The 19,764-nt window shown below is 69.8% G+C and carries 16 protein-coding genes; 6 read left to right on the forward strand and 10 right to left on the reverse strand.

Annotation, left to right across the window (positions count from 1 at the left end; translation table 11 throughout):
- Window positions 1-60: 60 nt before the first annotated feature.
- The 7 genes from ACFWA7_RS35360 to ACFWA7_RS35390 form a co-directional block, all read right to left on the reverse strand.
- Window positions 61-462, reverse strand: a complete 402-nt coding sequence (locus tag ACFWA7_RS35360) for a GNAT family N-acetyltransferase (protein WP_371655132.1) — start codon at window positions 460-462, stop codon at window positions 61-63.
- A complete protein-coding gene (gene purB / locus ACFWA7_RS35365; RefSeq protein ID WP_385827183.1) occupies window positions 446-1,732 on the reverse strand; it encodes an adenylosuccinate lyase in 1,287 nt (428 codons plus the stop codon). The genes ACFWA7_RS35360 and purB overlap by 17 nt, the downstream gene beginning before the upstream one ends.
- A 52-nt stretch (window positions 1,733-1,784) precedes the next feature.
- On the reverse strand, window positions 1,785-3,290 hold the full coding sequence (locus tag ACFWA7_RS35370) for a glutamine synthetase family protein (protein ID WP_385827185.1): 1,506 nt from the start codon (window positions 3,288-3,290) through the stop codon (window positions 1,785-1,787).
- 3 nt (window positions 3,291-3,293) lie between these two features.
- A complete protein-coding gene (locus ACFWA7_RS35375) occupies window positions 3,294-4,673 on the reverse strand; it encodes an amidase (RefSeq protein WP_385542172.1) in 1,380 nt (459 codons plus the stop codon).
- 33 nt (window positions 4,674-4,706) lie between these two features.
- On the reverse strand, window positions 4,707-6,626 hold the full coding sequence (locus ACFWA7_RS35380) for a hypothetical protein (protein WP_385542170.1): 1,920 nt from the start codon (window positions 6,624-6,626) through the stop codon (window positions 4,707-4,709).
- Window positions 6,623-6,973 carry a 4Fe-4S dicluster-binding protein gene (locus tag ACFWA7_RS35385; RefSeq protein WP_218976530.1) on the reverse strand — a complete coding sequence of 117 codons (351 nt, stop codon included), beginning with the start codon at window positions 6,971-6,973 and terminating at the stop codon, window positions 6,623-6,625. The genes ACFWA7_RS35380 and ACFWA7_RS35385 overlap by 4 nt, the downstream gene beginning before the upstream one ends.
- 758 nt (window positions 6,974-7,731) lie before the next feature.
- A complete protein-coding gene (locus ACFWA7_RS35390; protein WP_385542168.1) occupies window positions 7,732-8,667 on the reverse strand; it encodes a sigma-70 family RNA polymerase sigma factor in 936 nt (311 codons plus the stop codon).
- 238 nt (window positions 8,668-8,905) lie between these two features.
- Between ACFWA7_RS35390 and ACFWA7_RS35395 the strand changes: the two genes are divergently transcribed.
- The 3 genes from ACFWA7_RS35395 (at window position 8,906) to ACFWA7_RS35405 (ending at window position 13,100) form a co-directional block, all read left to right on the forward strand.
- On the forward strand, window positions 8,906-11,095 hold the full coding sequence (locus ACFWA7_RS35395; protein WP_385827187.1) for an MMPL family transporter: 2,190 nt from the start codon (window positions 8,906-8,908) through the stop codon (window positions 11,093-11,095).
- A 174-nt stretch (window positions 11,096-11,269) separates the two neighbouring features.
- On the forward strand, window positions 11,270-12,034 hold the full coding sequence (locus tag ACFWA7_RS35400; RefSeq protein ID WP_385542164.1) for an SDR family oxidoreductase: 765 nt from the start codon (window positions 11,270-11,272) through the stop codon (window positions 12,032-12,034).
- 193 nt (window positions 12,035-12,227) lie between these two features.
- Complete coding sequence (locus ACFWA7_RS35405) at window positions 12,228-13,100, forward strand: sigma-70 family RNA polymerase sigma factor (RefSeq protein WP_385542162.1); 873 nt, start codon at window positions 12,228-12,230, stop codon at window positions 13,098-13,100.
- Window positions 13,101-13,314: 214 nt separating this feature from the next.
- Here ACFWA7_RS35405 and ACFWA7_RS35410 read toward each other — a convergent pair whose 3' ends face one another.
- The 3 genes from ACFWA7_RS35410 to ACFWA7_RS35420 all read right to left on the reverse strand — a co-directional run bounded on the left by ACFWA7_RS35410 (window position 13,315) and on the right by ACFWA7_RS35420 (window position 15,637).
- Complete coding sequence (locus ACFWA7_RS35410; RefSeq protein ID WP_385827189.1) at window positions 13,315-14,079, reverse strand: gamma-glutamyl-gamma-aminobutyrate hydrolase family protein; 765 nt, start codon at window positions 14,077-14,079, stop codon at window positions 13,315-13,317.
- 6 nt (window positions 14,080-14,085) lie between these two features.
- Window positions 14,086-14,913 (reverse strand): SDR family oxidoreductase, encoded by an 828-nt coding sequence (locus ACFWA7_RS35415; protein WP_385542158.1) that lies wholly within the window; start codon window positions 14,911-14,913, stop codon window positions 14,086-14,088.
- A 268-nt stretch (window positions 14,914-15,181) separates the two neighbouring features.
- The gene (locus ACFWA7_RS35420; protein WP_385542156.1) at window positions 15,182-15,637 is read right to left on the reverse strand and encodes a VOC family protein; all 456 of its coding nucleotides are present in this window, start codon (window positions 15,635-15,637) and stop codon (window positions 15,182-15,184) included.
- 504 nt (window positions 15,638-16,141) lie between these two features.
- Here ACFWA7_RS35420 and ACFWA7_RS35425 point away from each other — a divergent pair.
- From ACFWA7_RS35425 to ACFWA7_RS35435, 3 genes are all read left to right on the forward strand, one after another.
- Window positions 16,142-17,647, forward strand: coding sequence for an FAD-dependent monooxygenase (locus ACFWA7_RS35425; protein ID WP_385542154.1), 1,506 nt, complete (start codon window positions 16,142-16,144; stop codon window positions 17,645-17,647).
- A gap of 40 nt (window positions 17,648-17,687) precedes the next feature.
- Window positions 17,688-18,056 carry an antibiotic biosynthesis monooxygenase family protein gene (locus ACFWA7_RS35430; RefSeq protein ID WP_385542152.1) on the forward strand — a complete coding sequence of 123 codons (369 nt, stop codon included), beginning with the start codon at window positions 17,688-17,690 and terminating at the stop codon, window positions 18,054-18,056.
- Between the two features lie 555 nt (window positions 18,057-18,611).
- Window positions 18,612-19,667, forward strand: coding sequence for a ParB N-terminal domain-containing protein (locus tag ACFWA7_RS35435; RefSeq protein ID WP_385542151.1), 1,056 nt, complete (start codon window positions 18,612-18,614; stop codon window positions 19,665-19,667).
- Window positions 19,668-19,764: the final 97 nt, after the last annotated feature.

The following is a 19,764-nucleotide window of genomic DNA, read 5'->3' on the forward strand; positions in this document are numbered from 1 at the left end:
GAAACCACAAACTCACGAGCCGGACCGCGGGGGCCTTTCGTGTGAACAGCCGCCGCTTTCCTACGGGTTGAGGACCCAGGCGGAGTTGTGCTGGTTGAAGCCGATGTGCGGGTAGTAGTCCACCGCGGCCGGCGCCGACAGCAGGATGACCTTGGCCTGCGGGGCCTCCTTCTGCGTGGCGTCGATCAGCGCCCGGCCGATCCCCGAGCGCTGGTAGTCGCCACTCACCGCGATGTCCGAGAGGTACGTCGCGTAGCTGAAGTCGGAGATGCTGCGGGCGATGCCGATGAGCCTGCCCTCCGCGCGGGCCACGACCACGAGATTGGCGTTCCGCACCATGGCGGCGAACCGCGTCACGTCCTCGATCGGACGGCGCTCGCCGAGCCCGGAGGAGCGGTAGACCTCAAGGACCTCCTCCAGGTCCAGGTCGGCACCCTCCACACGCTCAATCTTCCAGGTCACGAAGTTCCTCCAATCGATCGAGAATCACGCCGTGGTTGACGAGGAAACGCTCCGGGCGCAGCTGGCCGATGTCCATGCCCTCCTGGCGCAGCGTGTCCCCGAAGTGCTCGCCGGTGGCGATCGTACGGTTCGCGGCGGCCTGGACCCCGCGGTAGGCCTTCTCCCGCTCCACCCCGTCCGCCAGCAGGTCGGCGAGCACCGCCGAGCTGTAGACCAGGCCGTCGGTGCGGTCGATGCCCTCGCGCATCCGGTCCGGGAACACCTTGAGGTCACGGACGAGCCGGGTCGCCATGGTGGCTTGGAAGTGGCCGACCGCGAGAGCGTCCGGCAGGATCACCCGCTCCACCGACTGGTGCGCCAGATCGCGCTCGTGCCACAGGGCCACGTTCTCCAGGGCGGTGGCCGCGTAACCGCGCAGCAGCCGCGCCAGACCGTTCAGCCGCTCGCTGGTGGTCGGGTTCCGCTTGTGGGGCATGGCGCTGGAGCCCTGGTACGCGGAGGTGCGCTGCTCCTCCACCTCACGGACCTCGGTGCGCTGCAGCAGCCGCAGCTCCAGGGCGATCTGCTCGATGCTCGCGCCGAGCAGGGCGACCGCCTGGAGCAGCTGGGCGTGCCGGTCGCGGGCGACGACCTGGCTCGGCGCCGGCTCGACACCGAGCCCGAGCTCCTCGCAGACGTACGCCTCCACCGAGGGGTCGATCAGCGCGTACGTGCCGACCGAGCCGGAGATGGTGCCCACCGCCACGGCCTTGCGGGCCGCCTTGAGGCGGGTGAGCGAGCGGTCCACGGAGAAGGCGAACTGCGCCAGCTTGTGGCCGAACGACGTCGGCTCGGCGTGCACCCCGTGGGTGCGGCCGACGATCACGGTCTCCCAGTGCTCAAGGGCCCGCTCGACCAGGACCTTGCGCAGCTCCGCCCCGGCCGCGAGGACCAGATCGGTGGCGCGGGCCAGGTTGTGGCCGAGGGAGGTGTCGACGAGGTCGTAACTCGTCATGCCGAGGTGGACCCAGCGGGCCGACTCGTCGGGGATGCCCTCGCAGTAGGCGGCGAGGAACGAGAGCACTTCGTGGTCCCGCTCCCGCTCGATCTCCTGCACCCGCTCGGGGGTGGGGACCGCGGCCCGCCGCATGTCCTCGACGGCGTCCTCGGGCACCCGGCCAAGGCGCACCTGGGCCTCGGAGGCGAGGATCTCCACCCGGACCCAGGTCGCGTAACGCTCCTGGTCCGAGAAGATGTCCGCCATCGCGGGCAGGGTATAGCGGGGAATCATATGGGCCAGCACCCCCAGGGTGAGCTCGTCGGCAGGTGGTTCGGACGGGGCATCAGTAGGCCTCGAAGTATTCGCGCTGCTCCCACTCGGTGACCTGACCCTCGGCGGGCCGCTCCTGGGCGCGCCAGGCCTCGAAGCGGGAGACCTCGCTGGCCTTGAGCTTGGCGAGGGTGGCGGCCAGCGGCTTGCCGAGCAGCTCGGCGCCCTGACCGGCCCGGAAGGCCTCCAGGGCCTCGTCGAGGGACTGCGGCAGGGTCTCGTACGCGTCCTCGCCGCCGGCCGGGCGCGGGGCCGCGCCCGGGGTGGCGGTGAGCCCGTCGAAGCCCGCGGAGAGCTGGGCCGCGATGGCGAGGTACGGGTTGGCGGTGGGCTCGCCGGTCCGGTTCTCGATGTGGGTCGCGGCGCCGCCGCCGACCACGCGGAGCATCACGCTGCGGTCCTCGTAGCTCCAGCCGATCCGGGTCGGCGAGAGCGAGAACTCCGAGCTGAGGCGGCGGTAGCCGTTGACCGTGGGCACGGAGAGCAGACACAGGTCGCGGGCGCGGGCCAGCAGGCCGTCGATGTACGCCCTGCCCTGGTCCGAGATGCCGCCTTCGGTGGCCGCGAAGATGTTGCGGCCGGTCTTCGCGTCCATCACCGACTGGTGCAGGTGCCAGCCGCTCGGGTCGAAGCTCTCGACGCGCGGCAGCGACATGAAGGTGGCGTGGTAGCCCTGCCGTGTCGCGGTCTGCTTGACCATGGTGCGGAACAGCAGCATCGCGTCGGCGGTGTCCAGCGCGTGCATCGGGTTGAAGGTCGTCTCGATCTGGCCCGGGCCCGACTCGTGCTCGATCGACCGCAGCGGCAGGCCGAGTTCGAGCAGCTTGAGGGCGAGCGGGCTGGTGAAGTGGGCGACCGAGTCGTAGTTGGAGTCCAGGTTGAACTGGTAGCCCGAGTTCACCGCCTCGACCTCGGGAGCGGCGCCCTGGAGGCCGAAGCCGTTGCCCGCGTTTCCGGGGGGACCGGGCAGGCGCTTGGTCAGGTACCACTCGACCTCCAGGCCGAGGACCGGCGTCAGGTCGCGGGCCGCGTACCGGGCGATGACCTGGCGCAGCACGTTGCGCGCGGAGAGCGGGTGCGGGGAGCCGTCGCGCAGGTACTCGTCGCCGAGCACCCAGGCGGTGCGCGGCCCCTCGTGCGGCAGCAGCTGGAAGGTCAGCGGGTCCGGCACCAGGACGAAGCTGCCCGCGCCGGCGATCTCGTCGACGCCGACGCCCGGGTCGGAGAGGTAGTCGAGCGCGGCCGCGTGGCCGGTGTCGAAGATGAAGGGCCCCGAGCTGAAGTCCATGCCGTTGCGCAGGACCGAGCGGAAGGCGTCGACGGTGAGCGTCTTGGAGCGGGCCAGACCGTGCGGGTCGCCGAAGACCAGGCGGACGAGGTCGACCTCGTCGAGTGACGCCTCGATCTGCTCGGCGGCGGCGGCCTGTTCATCGGTCCAGAGGCCGAACTCGGTGACGAACGCGGGGCGTCCGACACCGCCCGACTCGGAGAAGGGGCGGGACCACGACCGGGAGAACATGGTTTACAGGATCCTTTCGGTTACTCGGTCCGGTGCGGCCGGCAGGGGCCCGAGGTCCGCCTCAAGGCGGCGTGCGGCTGACAGGACCAGATCGTCCGCCCCGAACGGGCCCACGAGTTGGAGCCCCACCGGGAGGCCGGCGCGGGTGAGCCCGGCCGGGAGGGAAACGGCCGGCTGGCCAGTCATATTGAAGGGATACGTGGCAGGTGTCCACGCCAGCCAGAGCAGGTCCTCCGGACGGCTGGCCCACTGCGGGCCGATCGCGTGGGGGTCGAACGGCTCGATGGGCACGGTGGCCATGGCGAGCAGGTCGTACCGGTCGAAGATCTCGTGCAGTCTGGTGCGCAGCGCGAGGCGCACCTCCTCGGCCCGCATCACGGTCGCGCCGCTGAGCGTGCGCCCGTGCCGGACGATCGCGAGGCGGCCCGGGTCGCACCACTCCTCGTCGGCGGGCGAGGTGGAGGCGGCGTCGCTGGCGGCGAGGATGTCGACGAGGGCCGGATACGGGTCGCGGAAGGGCACCTCGATGCGCTCGACGCGGTGGCCCTGCGCGCTGAGCGCGGGCAGCGCCTGCTCGCTGACCCGGCGGATCTCCGGCGAGGTGCCCGGGAACTCGATCCAGCCGATGCGCAACGAGCGCCGCTCGCCGGGCACTTCGACCGCGCCGATCAGCGAGTCCGGGTCGCCCGGGTGGCTGCCGGTGATCACCGAGGCGAGCTCGATGACGTCCGGCACGGTCCGCGCGATCGGCCCCTGGTGGGAGAGCCGGTCGGCGCACGCGGGCACATAGGGCACCTTGGCGAACGACGGCTTGTAGCCGACGACACCGCAGAAGGCCGCGGGGATACGGATCGAGCCCGCGCCGTCGGTGCCGAGCGCCCCCGAGCCGAGGCCCGCCGCCACCGCGGCCGCGGCGCCGCCGCTGGAGCCGCCGGCGCAGAGCTCGGGGTCCCACGGGTTGCGGGTGGGCGGGGCCACCCGGCTCACCGTGGAGGCGCTCCAGCCGTACTCCGACGTCGTGGTCTTGCCGACCACGATGGCTCCGGCGGCCCGCAGCCGTGCGACCGAGGGCGCGTCGGCCCGGGCCCGCCGGTTCTCCAGGAGGGACCCGCGGGCGGTGGGCAGGTCCCCGGTCTGGATGAGGTCCTTCACCGAGACGGTGATCCCGAGCAGCGGCTGCCGCTCGAACGCCGCCCGGCCCAGCTCGCGGATCCGGGCGTCGGCCAGCCCGGCCTCGCGTACGGCCTCGTCGCCCGCGACCGAGACGAACGCCCCGAGCTCGATGTCGGTCTTCTGGATCGCGGTGAGGACCGACTGGACGTGCTCGGCCGCGGTGAGCTCGCCCCGGGCGAGGAGCTCGCGTATGTCACCGATGGAGGTCAACGGATCTCCTTGCAAGGACAGGTGGGACCCCGGTCACGACACCTGGTGCGGCTGCCTGGCGTTCGCCGCCGCGGCCTGGACCGACTTGAGGTGCCACTCGGAGTCGAAGGCGGTGACCTCGATGTCCTCGCCCTCGGCCACCAGCGCGGCGGCGGCGCTCATGGCGCTGGCGATGAACCCGGAGGTCCGGTGGGCGGCGAGCAGATCGCTCTCGTCGAACGGCGTGCCCTCGCAGCGCAGCAGGCGCAGGTCCATGAACCCGTTGAACTTCTGGCCCATCACCTCGACCGACTGCGGGCTGCGGATGCTGAAGCGCACCTTCGACGCCACATGGCCGTGGTGGTGCTGGTCGGAGTAGAAGGCGACATCGGGGATGGTCGGCGGGATGAAGTGGTCCCGCTCCACCACGGCCGGCACCTTGGGCAGGTTTCCGGCGATGAAGTGCCAGGAGTTGTACTGCATGCGGGACGACATGGCCCAGGCGTTGTCGGCCAGTTGCAGCACCGAGTCCTCGTAGTGGCGCTTGGCGGCGGGGGCGGGCACCACGCAGCAGAAGAAGTCGGTGATGTCCCACTTGGTGATCTCGGCCCAGCTCTGCTCCCGCAGGGCGCGCATGAGTTCGGGTATGGAACGCATGCCGCGGCTCATCGCGAAGTCGGCCTCGAAGACGTCGGTCGCGCCGGCCACCGTCTCGTACACCAGGGCTTCGAGCCCGGTGCCGAACTCGCCGTGCGGGCGCGCGAGCCAGCCGGGAGACGCGGTGAGGCTCGCGCTCAGCTCCTCGAAGGTGGCGCCGGTGACCGGCAGCCGGTCGCGCAGCCGCGCGGTGAGGTCCGCCTCGCGCTGCTTCGACGCCTCGCCGTACGGCCCGGCCAGGCGCTCGATCTTGTGCATCAGCGCGCCGTGGATCTCGCGGTAGAGCTGGGCGTTGGGCAGGACGTGCCCGACGCGGCGCTCGCGCAGCGCCATGGCGAGGGAGTTCAGCGCCTCGACCCGGTGCGTGGGGGCGGCCGGTACCGGCTCGCCGCCGGGCACCGCGTTGTAGTTCTGGCGCGTGCGCTCCAGCATGTACGCGAGGTGGTCCAGGGTGAGCTGGGTACCGTTGGCCTCCTCGATCCGGCCGGCGCCCGCCGACCGGACGAGCAGGGTGAGGCAGACGACCAGCATCGCGTCGTGGTCGGACCAGCGCTCCATCTCGACGCCGAGCAGGCTGCTGAACGTCTCGCTCGGGTGGCCCGCCCACAGGGTCTTGCCGATGAGGTTGTTGCCCTCGCGGAAGTTCGTGTAGAGCTTCCCCTCCTGGTGGAGGACGAAGGGGGCGGTCCGCAGCGCGGACTCCCGCACCGTCTCCAGGAGTTCGTCGCGAGCCGGGGTGCCGAGCGCCGCCAGCCACTGTCGGCAGTCGACGACCTGGTCGGCGTAGCGGGCGGCCGCGCGGTTGACCTCGCTCTCGTAGTCGAGCAGGTCCTGCGCCGACCACGGCACGTCGATCACGCCGTCGACCAGGTTCTCCTCGTCGGCGAGCGAGCCCTGGGAGGGGACGCGGATGACGATGCGGCCGGTGGTGGTCAGACCCAGCTCGCCCAGGAACGCCGGGCGCTCCAAGGTGTCGCGCACCGGGGCGGGCAGGTTCTCCTCGCGCCACGAGACGCCGCAGAGCACCTTGAGCGCGGCCTCGTCCGCGGTGCGCAGCGCACGCAGCTGGACGTCGCCGGGTACGTGGCCGTCCAGGGTGAGCAGCGCGGTCACCGCGGCCCGCAGGTCGGGGGCCTCGACGGCCCTGTCCCAGGCGCGCTTGAGGAGGGTGGGGAAACCGGCGTCCTCGTCCTTGAGGCGGTCCGGCTTCGGCGTGGCACCGGCCACCGCGCCCAGGCGGCTGGGCCGGCGGCTCTGCCGCTTCTTGGCGTTGATGGCCCGGCGCGAAGTGCCGTTGCGCTCAGCGAAACTTGTCATGACACACCCTCAGCGGTAAGCCCGATGTGGTTCCACATCTCGTCGGACGTCGGGGTCCAGTCCTCGTCCACGTAGATGCAGTCGACGGGGCACTCCAGGACGCACTTGGGGCAGCCCGAGCAGAGTTCGGGGATGATGACGACGTCGAGCCCGTTGTCGAAAATGGCGTTGAACTCGGGCGGGCAGGCACGCAGGCAGGTGTCGCAGGTGATGCATTCGGCCCGCTCGATGCGGCGCGGCGGCTTCTTCCACGTCTCGCTGCGGGTGCGCTCGGCGATCACCTTGTTGCGCCCGGATACCGAGCCTTCCACCTCGTCGAGTGAGTCGTCCGAAGTATTCGTGGGCATGTGGCCCCCCTCTTGTCCTGTTTCGCTCGTGACCACGTAAGAGAGCATCAATAGCGCGCCGCACCTTGGCGACTTCGGTCAGAATTACACGGAGGCCCGCTTCATGGGAACGGCAGGCGAGCGGTGTGCAGGCGCGGATCAAAACGTGCGGTGGATTCCTGCTGGAGGGAATCTTGAATCGCGCGGACTCTTGATAATCCCCGGTTCCGCAAGGGGACGCAATATGCTCAAGTCATCACGCCGCAGGCGTGGGTACGCAGGCCCGATGGCTCCCGTGAGGAACTCGCTGACCTGCGAGAAGTGCGGGATCCGGGCCCGGGGCGCGGCCGATCGGCCGGGACCCTGATGGCCACGCCGTACGAAGGTATACGCGAAGCGCGCCCGTGCAACCGCGGAACTTTCGCAGTCGAACACCTTGTGCGCACGCCACCGCGCGGCAACTCCACGCACGGCTGCTTACTGGTGTCACCTTACCGTTTTCCGGGATTGCTGTCCGTTATCTTTTCCGTGCACATTCCCGCCTCGCCCGCCTATGGGTGAAGCAAGGGAATCCCGTGATCGGGTATCCGATTAACGGGCGGGTGAAGGCGTTCTCGGGACGTCAAATGTTCAACGAGAGCAATGTGCGGGCGACGGACGCGAGCGGTGCTCCAGTCGTACGCGAACGGCGCGCCACCGGGGAGAACTACCCGGTGGCGCGCCGTGGTTGTGTGCGACGTCACCCCGACTGGGGCCAAACGACGCGGAGTTGTCCGGGCCTATTCGCCCAGGATCGTCAGATCGGTCCGGCTGAGCCGGTCGGGGGCGGCCCGCATGTCGATGCCGGTGATCCGCTCGTCCACGATCGTGAAGCCGAAGACGACCCGCGGCCGTCCGCGCGGCGCCCACACCGCGCCCACGGACCCGTCCACCAGGGCCAGTCGGGCGTAACGGGCCCGCCCCGAGAACGTCTTCGCCACCGACGTCGCGCCCCGCACCTCCGTCGGCGCGCCCACCGCCACCGCCTCCCGGTCGGCGTGCAGCACCACGTCCGGGTCGAGCATCGCGATCAGGGCGTCGAAGTCGCCGCCGCGCGAGGCGGCGAGGAAGGAGTCCACTATCCGCCGCCGCCGGTCCGGGCCGTCGTCCGGCAGCGGGTCGACGCTCTGCACCCGGACGCGCGCCCGGCCCGCGAGTTCGCGCGCGGCGTCCGGCCCGGCGGCGCCGACGATCGGCGCGATCTCCTCGTACGGCAGACCGAAGAGGTCGTGCAGGACGAACGCCATCCGCTCGGCCGGGTCCAGCGTCTCCAGGACCACGAGCAGCGCCAGGCCCACCGAGTCCGCCAGCAACTCCTCGTGGGCCGGGCCCATCCGGGCCAGGTCCGCCGCCAGCGCGTCGGGCACCGGGGCCGCGAGGTCGTCCGGTGGCCGGCGCGCGGCCGGCACCAGCGGCAGCAGGGGCGCCTGAGGGGAAACCGTTCCGCGCGTGCGCAGCCGGTCAAGGGAGACGTTGGCGACCACCGTCATCAGCCAGGCGGGCAGGCCCCGGACACCCTCGTCCGTGGCGTCGTCGCCGCTGTCGATGATCTGCAACCACGCTTCCTCGACGGCTTCGTCGGCCTCGTTCAGCGACCCCAGCATCCGGTACGCCACGGCCCGCAGATGCGGGCGGCTCTCCTCGAAACGCCGCGCCAGCCATTCGCCGTCGTCCATCGGTCACATTCCTTCGTCGCGCTCCGTCAGTGAGTGACGAACGCGTCACGGTCACACCCTCTGGCCACGTTCCGTCATACCAGTGACGAACAAAACCCAGCTCATGTGACAGGAAGAGGTACCCCGATCGAGTCGAGGCGATCGGGTCGTACAGGGGAGGCCCCTCGAACAGACCGAGTTCGACAGAGCCCTGGGCGCCGCACGGCCGCGCAGGACTCCCGACCCTTAGCGAGCAGTCATGACGACGCATCCTCCATCACCGAGGCAGTCCACCGAGGAGCCGCCGCCCCCATCCACGACGTCGTTCGCCCACAAATACGCGAGGGCCGTCGCCGGCCGCCGCGCCAAGTGGGCCGTCCTCGTGCTGTGGGTGCTGCTCATCGGCGTGGGCGGATCCCTGGCGGCCAAGCTCGGTGACGTCCAGAACAACGAAGCCCAGACCTGGTTGCCGAAGAACGCGCAGGCGACGAAGGCGGTGAAGATCGCCGAGGACTACTTCCAGGACAAGGGCAGGCTCGGCTCCGTCGTCGTCTACGCGCGCGACAGCGGTCTCACCGAAGCCGACCTGGCCAAGGTCAACAGCGACCGCGCCCAGTTCGTCACGGACAAGCTCGCGGCCGCGGAGATCCCCCAGGTCACCGTCGCCTCCGACAAGAAGGCCGCGTTCCTCAGCGTGCCCATCAAGTCGGACAAGAGCGACAACAGCGTCCTCGGCGACGGTGTGAAGGACCTGCGCAAGGCGGCGGAGAAGAACGCGCCGGACGGCCTCGACGTCCGGATCACCGGCCCGGCGGGCAGCATCTCCGACTTCATCGATGTCTACTCCGGCATGGACGGCGCGCTGATGGGCGCCACGCTCGGACTCGTCGCGATCTTCCTGCTGTTCACCTACCGCAGCCCCATCCTCTGGCTGATCCCGCTGCTCTCGGTGGGCCTGGCCAGCCAGGTCGCCAGCGCCGTCGTCTATCTCCTCGCCAAACACGCGGGGCTGACGGTCAACGGGCAGAGCGCCTATGTGCTGATCGTCCTGGTCCTGGGCGTCGGCACCGACTACGCGCTGCTGCTGATCGCCCGATATCGCGAGGAACTGCACCGCCACGAGGACCGGCACGAGGCGATGGTGTACGCGCTGCAACGCTGCCTGCCGGCGATCACGGCGTCCGCGGCGACCGTGGGTATCGCCACCCTCTGCCTGGTGTTCGGCTCGATGAACTCCACCCGGGGCCTCGGCCCGGTCGTCGCCCTCGGCGTCGTCATCGTCTACTTCGCGATGACCACGCTGCTGCCCGCGTTCCTGGTGATCCTGGGCCGCTGGGTGTTCTGGCCGTTCACCCCGCGCTACTCGACGGAGTACGTGGACGCGAGCGTCGAGAAGGAGCACGGCTTCTGGGGGAGGATCTCCGGCTTCGTGGGCCGCAGGCCGCGCCCGATCTGGATCGGCACGGTGGTCGTCCTCGGGGCGCTGGCGTTCGGCGCGATGTCGCTGAGCACCGGGCAGACCCAGGCCGAGCAGTTCACCAAGAAGGTCGACTCGGTGGCGGGTCAGGAGCTGCTGGCCGAGCACTTCCCGGCCGGTTCGTCGGCGCCCGCCGACGTGTACGTCAAGGACGCGGGCGCGGCCGCCGCGCTCTCCACGGTCCAGGGCGTGCCCGGCGTCACCAGCGCGACCAGCGTGGCGTCCAAGAACGGCTGGACGCACATCGAGTCCGTCCTGAAGAACGCGCCGGACACCCAGGCCGCCCGGAAGACCGTCGACCGCATGCGCACCGCGCTCGACGACAGCTCCGGCGAGGCCAAGGACGCGGTGGTCGGCGGCCAGACCGCGATCGCCCTCGACACCTCCGACGCCCAGGGCAAGGAGGAGAAGGTACTGATCCCGCTCATCCTCGCGGTGGTCCTGATCATGCTGATCATCCTGCTGCGGGCACTGGTGGCGCCGCTGATGCTGCTGCTGTCCGTGGTGCTCTCGTACACCGCGGCCGTGGGAACCGCGGCGCTGCTCTTCCACGCCATCGGGTATCCGCGGATCGACCGGGGGCTGCTGCTGTTCGGCTTCCTGTTCCTGGTCGCCCTCGGTGTCGACTACACCATCTTCCTGATGACCCGGGCCCGCGAGGAGGTCGGCAAACGCGGCCACCGCGACGGCATCCTCACCAGCCTCACCGTCACCGGCGGTGTGATCACCTCGGCGGGTCTCGTCCTCGCCGCCACCTTCAGCGTGCTCGCGGCGATCCCGACGGTGGCCTCGCTTCAGCAGGGCCTGCTCGTCGCGGTCGGCATCCTGCTGGACACGTTCATCGTCCGCAGCCTGCTGATCCCGGCGCTCGCGCTTGAGCTCGGCCCGAAGTTCTGGCGCCCGGGCCATCCCGAGCGCGACGAGGCGGACCTCCCGGTCAGGCCGCACGCCGAATCGGCGCGCTTGGGCTGACCCCGTACGTACGACACACCACCGGCTGGTACGTGCGGTCCCCGATCGCGGGCGCATCGCTTCCTCGCGGGAGCGGTGCGCCCGTGCGCGTGTCCGGGGCCGGTCCGGAACCGCGGCGTCACACTTTCGCGGGCCGGCTCGTCAGTGTGGCGACACTTCAACCGAGGAGGAGCCATGACGTCGCCCATCCTGGTGACCGGCGGCACGGGCACGCTGGGACGACTGGTCGTCCCACGGCTGCGGGACGCCGGTGCCGACGTCCGGGTGCTCAGCAGGAAGAGCCGCCCGGCCGAGAACGGCATCGCGTACGTGACCGGCGACCTGGCCAAGGACCAGGGCATCGGCCCCGCGGTCGACGGCGTCCGGGCGCTCGTGCACTGCGCCAGCGACAAGAAGGGCGACGCCGACGCCACCCGCAACCTGGTCCGCGCGGCCGGGAAGGCGGGGGTCGCGCACCTGGTCTACATCTCCATCGTCGGAGTCGAGGACGTCTCCTTCGGCTACTTCAAGTCCAAGCTGGAGTCGGAGCGGGTGGTCACCGAGTCCGGGCTGCCCTGGACGCTGCTGCGGGTCACCCAGTTCTACGACTTCATCCTCAACGGGGCCCAGAAGGCGAAGAAGCTGCCGCTGGTCCCGGTGCCCTCGGGCTTCCGGGTGCAGCCGATCGACCCCGAGGAGGTGGCGGTCCGGCTCGCCGAACTGGCCCTGGACAAGCCGGCCGGGCGGGTGCCCGACCTGGTGGGGCCGCGGGCCACGGACGCGGTCGCGATGATCCGCGCGTATCTGAAGGCCGTCCACAAGGGCGCCCCGGTGGTGCCGGTGTGGATGCCCGGCATCGGGAAGATCCGCTCCGGCGGGCTGCTGCCGAAGGGCCCGAAGGACGGGTACGACACGGCCCGGGTGACCTGGGAGGAGTTCCTCGCCGCGAAGCTCGGCTGACGGCGGGCGACGACGGACCACCTGGCGAGGGGGCCCCGCGCCGGGCGGCGTCCGGGGCGGAGAACGGCCAGACAATTTCATATGAAATAACCGAACTGGATACCGAACATCCAAGATCTGAACGTGATGTGACTTGTCCCATAGGCTGGGTTTCGCAGTACGTGACGACGGGCCCGGCGGAGGAATGTGACCGATGGACGAGACCGAACGGCTGGCGGAGCGCTTCGAGGCGTACCGCCCCCATCTGCGGGCCGTCGCCTACCGGATGCTGGGCTCGCTGAACGAGGCCGAGGACGCCGTGCAGGAGTCCTGGTTCCGGCTCAGCCGCTCGGACGTGAACGCGGTGGAGAACCTGGGCGGCTGGCTGACCACGGTCGTCGCGCGCGTCTGCCTGGACCTGCTGCGCTCGCGCGAGTCGCGGCGCGAGGACCTGCTCGGCGAGCGGCCACCGCCCGCCCCGCACGGTGCGCACCAGAGCGCAGACCCCGAACAGGAGGCGGTGCTCGTCGACTCGGTCGGCCCGGCGCTCCTCGTGGTGCTCGACACGCTCTCCCCGGCGGAGCGGCTCGCCTTCGTGCTGCACGACATGTTCGCCGTCCCCTTCGACGACATCGCCCCGGTCGTGGGGCGCTCCACCCTCGCCACCCGGCAGCTCGCCAGCCGGGCGCGCCGCCGGGTCCAGGGCGCCGAGGCCGTGCCCACCGCCGACCGGGGGCGCCAGCGGCAGATCGTCGACGCCTTCCTCGCCGCCTCGCGCGGCGGCCGGTTCGACGAACTGCTCGCCCTGCTCGACCCGGAGGTCGTGGTCCGCGTCGACGGCGCCGCCCTGGCGATGGGCGCGAGCGGCGCACTGGGTGCCCAGGCGGTCGCCAAGACGTTCTCGGGCCGGGCCCAAGTCGCCCAACTCGCGCTGGTGGACGGGGCCCCGGGCATGGTCTGGGCGCCGAACGGCAGTGTGAAGGTGGTCTTCGACTTCATCGTCGTGGACGGCCGGATCGCCGCGATCGACATGCTCGCCGACCCTGAGCACCTGGACGACATGGACGTGAAGGTCCTGGCGGAGTAACCGGCCATCCTCCGGACGGCGCCCCGAAACCGGGAGAGTTCCCTGTTATCAGTGGTCCACACTCCCGGGAACACCCCCTGAAACCCGTGGAACACCCCTCCACGCAACACGTTCCATGCAACACCAAGAGGCGCAGCGCGGCCATTCGGCCGTGCCGCGCCTCTGTCGTTCCTTGAGCGGATTCCGACCGGTGCGGATTCCGGGCCGGTGCGAACTAGCCGCGCCGTACCGACATCCGCTGACGCGCCGCCTCCGCGAGCGCCGTGAACGGGCTGTCGTCGTCGGACTCCTCGGCGTGCCACTGCACACCGACCGCGAACGGGTGGTCGTTGACCTCGATGGCCTCCACCGTTCCGTCCTCGGACCAGGCGGTCACCGTCAGGCCCTCGCCGAGCTCGTCGATGACCTGGTGGTGGTGGCAGGGCACGACGTCCTTGGCGAGGAACTTGGCGAGGTGGCTGCCGGGTTCGAGCCGCACCTTCTGCTGCCCGTACTCCTTCCCGCCGGGGGAGTGGTTGTCGTGGCCGACGATGTCCGGCAGGTGCTGCTGGAGCGTGCCGCCGCGCAGGATGTTCATCAGCTGCTCGCCCCGGCAGATGCCGAGAGTGGGCAGGTCGGATGCCAACGCGGCTTCCAGCAGGGCCAGTTCGTGCCGGTCGCGGACCTTGTCGTTCCAACCGGTCTTCTCGTGCTTCTCCTGGCCGTAGAGCGCCGGGTCCGCATCCGGGCCGGCGAGCATGAGCAGACCGTCGAGCCCGTCGACGGCCTGCTCGATCCCGGGCTGGGGAGCCAGCAGAACCGGTATGCAGCCGGCGTCGGCGACCTTCTGGACGAACGTCTGGGGTACGAACGTCGCGTCCATCTCGAAGATCGCGAATTTGATCTGGGTCACGACGGCTGTGATGCCGATGACGGGCCGACGCGTGCGGTCCAGCGAGTTCAAGGTCTCATTGACGGCGGAATGCACAGTGCACCTCACAAAGTGTCAGAGCTGGGGTACGGGGCGGAGCTCCGCCTCGTGGTGGGTGATCCACTCGGCGTACGTGTAGGCCGGCCGGCCGGTGACGACGTCGACGGTGGGCAGCACTTCCGCGTCCTGGTCCTGCAACGCCTCGCGCCGGTCGAGGAGTTGATCGGCTACGTACCCGGAGAGGTACTTGACCATCTGGGCGCGGACGCGTTCGCGCGGCACTTCCTGGAAGCGGGTGGGGATGCCGAGCGCGGCACCGATCATGCGCACCCGCTCCGCCGCGCTGAGCGACTGGGGCCCGGTGATCGAATGGATGATTCCGGATTCCGCCGCGAGCAGGGACTTCACCGCGACCGCCGCGATATCGCGCTCATGGATCGGCGCCATCGCGGAACTTCCGTACACACCGTGCACCACTCCGTCTTTGGCGATCTGGGGTATCCAGAGGAGATCGTTGGACATGAACGCGCTCGGCCGCAGGAACGTCCACGACATTCCCGACTCGACGACTGCCTTCTCGCACGCGATGTGCGGCTCTTCGGCAGCATAGGCGACCGCCTCCGAAGACAGCATGACCACATGTTGCACCCCGGCCTTCGCGATGGCGTCGACGGCTCCCTGGAGCTCGCCGAACACGGGCCAGAGGTAGAGGCGTTCGACGCCGCGCAGCGCCGGGGCCAGCGTCTCGGGCCGGCTCAGGTCGGCCGCCATGACCTCCACTTCGCCCGGCAGGGCGCACTTGGCGGGATCGCGTGCGATGGCCCGCACCTGCTCCCCCGATTTCAGCAGCTCGTCGACGATGTTTCTGCCGACGTTCCCGGTCGCGCCGGTTACCAAGATCATGTGCTCTCCCGTGGTCAAGGGGGACGTTCGACGGATCTTGCATTTTGCGAAGGGAACTCGAAAACGGGCACGGGAAATCCGGGCGGGTGGAACCCGGTAAAAGGAAGTCGTGAGGTGGGAAAATCCGGCAGCGGGCAGCCGAGCGGTGGGCGCCGAGAGTAAGTGACTGACCGGTAAGTAATAGGATTATGGAAGAAGGCTTCCGCAGGTAAGCGTCGGCCATGAGGCGGCAGTGCCTCATGGCCGACGGTGGAGCGGGGGGGTGCGGTTACTCGACCTTGCTCTCGGAAAGGTTGATCCGCCAGGAGACGCCGAAGCGGTCGTTGACCCAGGCGAACTTGGCGCTGAACCCGTAGGTGCCGATCGGCATGATCACCTCACCCTTCTCGGAGAGGCCCTCGAAGACCCGGTCGAACTCCTCGTCCGAGTCGCACTGGATGTACACCGCCATCGCGGGAGAGAACGAGTAACTGTCCCAGGGGGCGTGGTCGGAGCCCCGGGCGCCGTCCGGCGGAATGTTGATGCACATGAACTGCTGGCCGGCGATGGTGAAGACCGCGTGCTGCAGGGTCCCCTCCACCCAGCCGGGCTCACCGGCGCGGGCCCGAATGGTGTTGACCACCTCGGAGTCGTCGAAGAGGGACGTATAGAACGTCACCGCCTCCTCGGCATCCCGCGGGAACGCCAGAAAAACGGTGAGCTTCTGCGTGACTGCGGAGGACATCGTGGCTCTCCTTATTAAGTCTGGTGTTCTGCGTGGATCACCCTTCCAACATCCAATTCACCCAGTCAAGAGGGCAACCGCGGAAAGTCGATGTCGAGCGGCGAATTGGATCTTGACGCGTGGCCGGCTATCCGGAACAAGGCACTACGGTCTCCTGAATAGGTCATTCCTATTCCGTTTTATTGATCCTTTCCGGAGGATGGAAAAGGATCATTGGGGAGCGTGCGGCGCGTATTTCAATAAGGCTTGCCTAAGTGGCCAGGTGGGGTCTTATGGAAAAGATCATGAAAAACAGCAGGACCCATTCCCCTTGACGCCCCTGATCGGCGAGTTGCAGACTTCTTCGGCGGCCCGAAAGGCTTTTTCCTGAGCCGTTGAGCATGATCGCATCCAACGCTCCGTTTTCGAGCTCGATAGGCCGCTTGAGCGGCATCGAGCGGCGTTGCGAGTTGATTTTCGAAGTGCTGAATTCGATCTCGCATATCTCATCCAGGAGGACGAAAAATGGGAACTGGCGTGATCATTGCCGGTGCCGGACCGGTGGGGCTGATGCTGGCCGGCGAGCTCCGGCTGAACGGTGTCGACGTCGTTGTCCACGAGCAGAGAGCCACCCCGAGCGGCGAGTCGCGCGGAGTCGGCTTCACCCGGCGCGCCGCCGAGGTGTTCCACCAGCGCGGACTGCTGGCCCGCTTCGGTGACATCGAGATCGGCAACGAGGGCCACTTCGGCGGTGTGCGCATCGACTTCACCGCCCTGGAGGACAACCACTTCGGTATCCGTGGAGTGCCCCAGTACCGCATCGAGGAGATCCTGGAGGCATGGGTCCGCGACCTCGGCGTGGACGTACGCCGCGGATACGAGGTGGTCGACTACCGGGAAGGGGCCGACGACATCACGGTGGTGGTCGACGGGCCGGACGGCCGTGCCGAGCACACCGCCCAGTACCTGGTGGGCTGTGACGGCGGGCGCTCCCGGATCCGCAAGCTGGCCGGCATCGACTTCCCCGGACGCGAGGCCACCCGGGGCATGTACGTGGCCGACGTCGTCGACCGCCCCGACATCAAGCCGCGCGTCATCGGCGAACGGGTCGACGGCGGCATGGTGATGGCGATCCGGCTGGAGGAGGGCGTGACCCGGATCATCATCCATCCGGCGAAGCTCACTCCCCGCGACAACACCAAGCTGACGTTCAGCGAGATCGCGGACTCCTGGCAGGAGCTCACCGGGCAGTCGCTGCACGGCGCCGAGACGAAGTGGGTCAGCGCGTTCACCAACGCCACGCGCCAGGCCGCCGAGTACCGGCGCGGCCGGGTCCTGCTCTCCGGCGACTCCACCCACATCCACATCCCGGCCGGCGCCCAGGGGCTGAGCGTCGGTGTCCAGGACGCGGTGAACCTCGGCTGGAAGCTGGCCGCCACCGTCAACGGCTGGGCGCCCGAGGGCCTGCTCGACACGTACCAGGCCGAACGGCACCCGGTGGGCGAGAAGCTGCTGCGCAACACCCTCGCCCAGGCGTCCCTCTATCTCACCGGCGACGAGATGGAGCCGATGCGCCAGGTGATGCGCGAGCTGGTGCAGTCGCCCGACGCGGCGCGGCGCCTCGCCGGGCACGTCAGCGGGCTCGGTATCCGGTACGACATGGGCGGCGCCACCGGCCACCCGCTGCTCGGGCTGCGCATGCCCGACCGCGAGGTCAAGCTCGGGGACGGCTCCACCACCCGGGTCTCCCAGCTGCTGCACCCGGCGCGCGGGGTGCTCCTCGTCGCGGACGGCAGCACCGAGGCGGCCCGGCTGGCCGCCGGCTGGTCCGACCGGATCGACATCGTCACCGACGCGGGCTGGTCGGACCGGGTGGACATCGTCCCGGACGGCTGGGTTCCGGCGGACACGGCCGAGGGGACGACGCCGGACGCCGTCCTCCTCCGTCCCGACGGACACGTCGCCTGGGCCGCGCCGGACGGCGGCGAGCTGCTCGACGCGCTGGCGCGCTGGTTCGGCTCGCCCCGCTGACCGGCACTCCGGCTCATCCCGCCGACCCGCAGGAGGTTCCGTGATCGAATTCGTGGAAGCCGACGAGAGCACTCCTTATACAAAGCAACTCCAGGAGCGGACCGGCCCGGTCGTGCTCGTCAACACGTTCACCGTTCCGGAGGGCAGGGCCGAGGAGTTCCTGGCGCTGTGGCGCGAGGACGCCGCATACTTCACGCGGCAGCCCGGCTTCATCTCCACCCAGATGCACCGGGGCATCGCCGGCAGCCGGATCCTGGTGAACGTCGCGGTCTGGCAGTCCGCCGTCCATCTGGCGGCGGCGCACAGCAACCCCGGCTTCCGCCCGGGCGGTGAGGGTTACCCAAAGGGGTGCACCGTCTCGCCCCATCTGTTCGAGAAGGTCGCGGTCGACGGCATCTGCGTCGGCTGACGCCTCGCAGGCCCGGGGCCCGTCACGGCGGTGTGACAGGTTCCGGGTCTGTTCTCGGCCAATAAACAGGCCAACTTCACGCCAGTCGGGTGGAGTTACGCCACCGCTTCGCGCCCGAATTGCGACCGGCGGTCACCCCGGGGGTGGACGACGGCCCCGGGAGCATCACGAGTGCGAAGCCGATCAACCGGGCGGAATGTGTGATTCCGGCCCCTCTTCTGACGCTCCCCGAACGTCCGGCCCCACTCCGTGGGCCGATTCCCTCGCCTGTTCACCTTCGACGGTACAGAAGGTTGTCCGCGCTTGACGGAACCTGAACTTCCGCTATCGACGACTCGACGTTTGCCCTCGTACAGCAGTGCGGCTGACGCCGCTCCGAGGGCTCTTCGGGCTGCCCTGCGGGCCGCTCGCGCGCGCGTGAACGGCCTTGTCCCGCACGGGAATCCGGGCCTCGTGAGCCTGGCTCCAGGGTGGTTGACAAGGCTTCGCCCGTCGCCTTTCATTTCGCACACCGGAAGTGGATTCCGGTTCCGATTCATTGCGAGGGGGCGCAAAGTGAGTCTGGCCGAGCAATCAATTGACGATCAGTTACTGAAGATCCATGCGGCGGACCTCGACGAGGTCGTGACCTCCATGGTCTGGATCGAGTCGCATCCCGCCGGTGAAGTACGCATCGACTCCCTCGTCTTCGAGGACTCGCCGCGTCTCGGCGGTGCGGACGAGGACCACGTACGCGTACTCGCCGAGGCAGGGGACTCGCTGCCGCCGATCACCGTCCACCGTTCGTCGATGCGCGTCATCGACGGCACTCACCGGGTGCGCGCCGCGCTCCTCAACGGCCGTACGACCATCCAGGCCAGGATGGTGGACTGCGACGAGGGCGCCGCATACGTCCTGGCCGTCAAGGCCAACGTCACCCACGGTCTGCCGCTGTCGCGGTCCGACCGCTCGGTGGCCGCCGCGCGCATCATCATGACCCATCCGCAGTGGTCCGACCGCGCCGTCGCCGCCGCCGTCGGCCTCTCCGACAAGACCATCTCCCGGATCCGGTCCCGCTCCTCGGCGGACGCTCCGCAGTCGAACGCGCGCCTCGGCCGCGACGGCCGCCTGCGCCCGCTGGACAGCGGATACCGCCGCCAGCAGGCCGCCGCGATGATCCACGAGCGGCCCGACGCGGGGCTGCGCGAGGTCGCCAGGGCGACCGGCCTCTCCCCGGCCACCGTGCGGGACGTGCGCCAGCGCATCGACCGGGGCGAGGACCCCGTGCCGGGCCGCTACCGCGCGGCCGCGGGCCAGAGCCCGGCGCCGGGCGGGCCCGTGGTGCCCCGCCAGACGCAGCGTGCGGTGAGCGCCCGCAGCGAGCGGCGGGACGTCTCCGTCGACCGGCAGAAGCTGCTCGCCAAGCTGAGCGAGGACCCCTCGCTGCGGCTCAACGAGGCGGGCCGGCGCACCCTGCGCTGGCTCCACCACTACACGGTGGACGGCGAGGGCATGGAGAGCCTGGGCCGCGGTCTGCCCGGTCACTGGGCGCCCGAGGTCGCCGACCTCGCGCGCAGCTGCGCGGCCGCCTGGCAGACCCTTGCCGAGCAGCTCCAGCAGCGGGCCGAGTGATCCGGCCGGGCGCCGGCCGTGACAGCGCCGGTGAGCGCTGAACACCGCGCACAAGTGAAGAGCGACACGGAAGGAGTGCTGGCGCGGGCCGAATGCC

Source organism: Streptomyces sp. NPDC059994 (assembly GCF_042737755.1).
Lineage (GTDB): Bacteria > Actinomycetota > Actinomycetes > Streptomycetales > Streptomycetaceae > Streptomyces.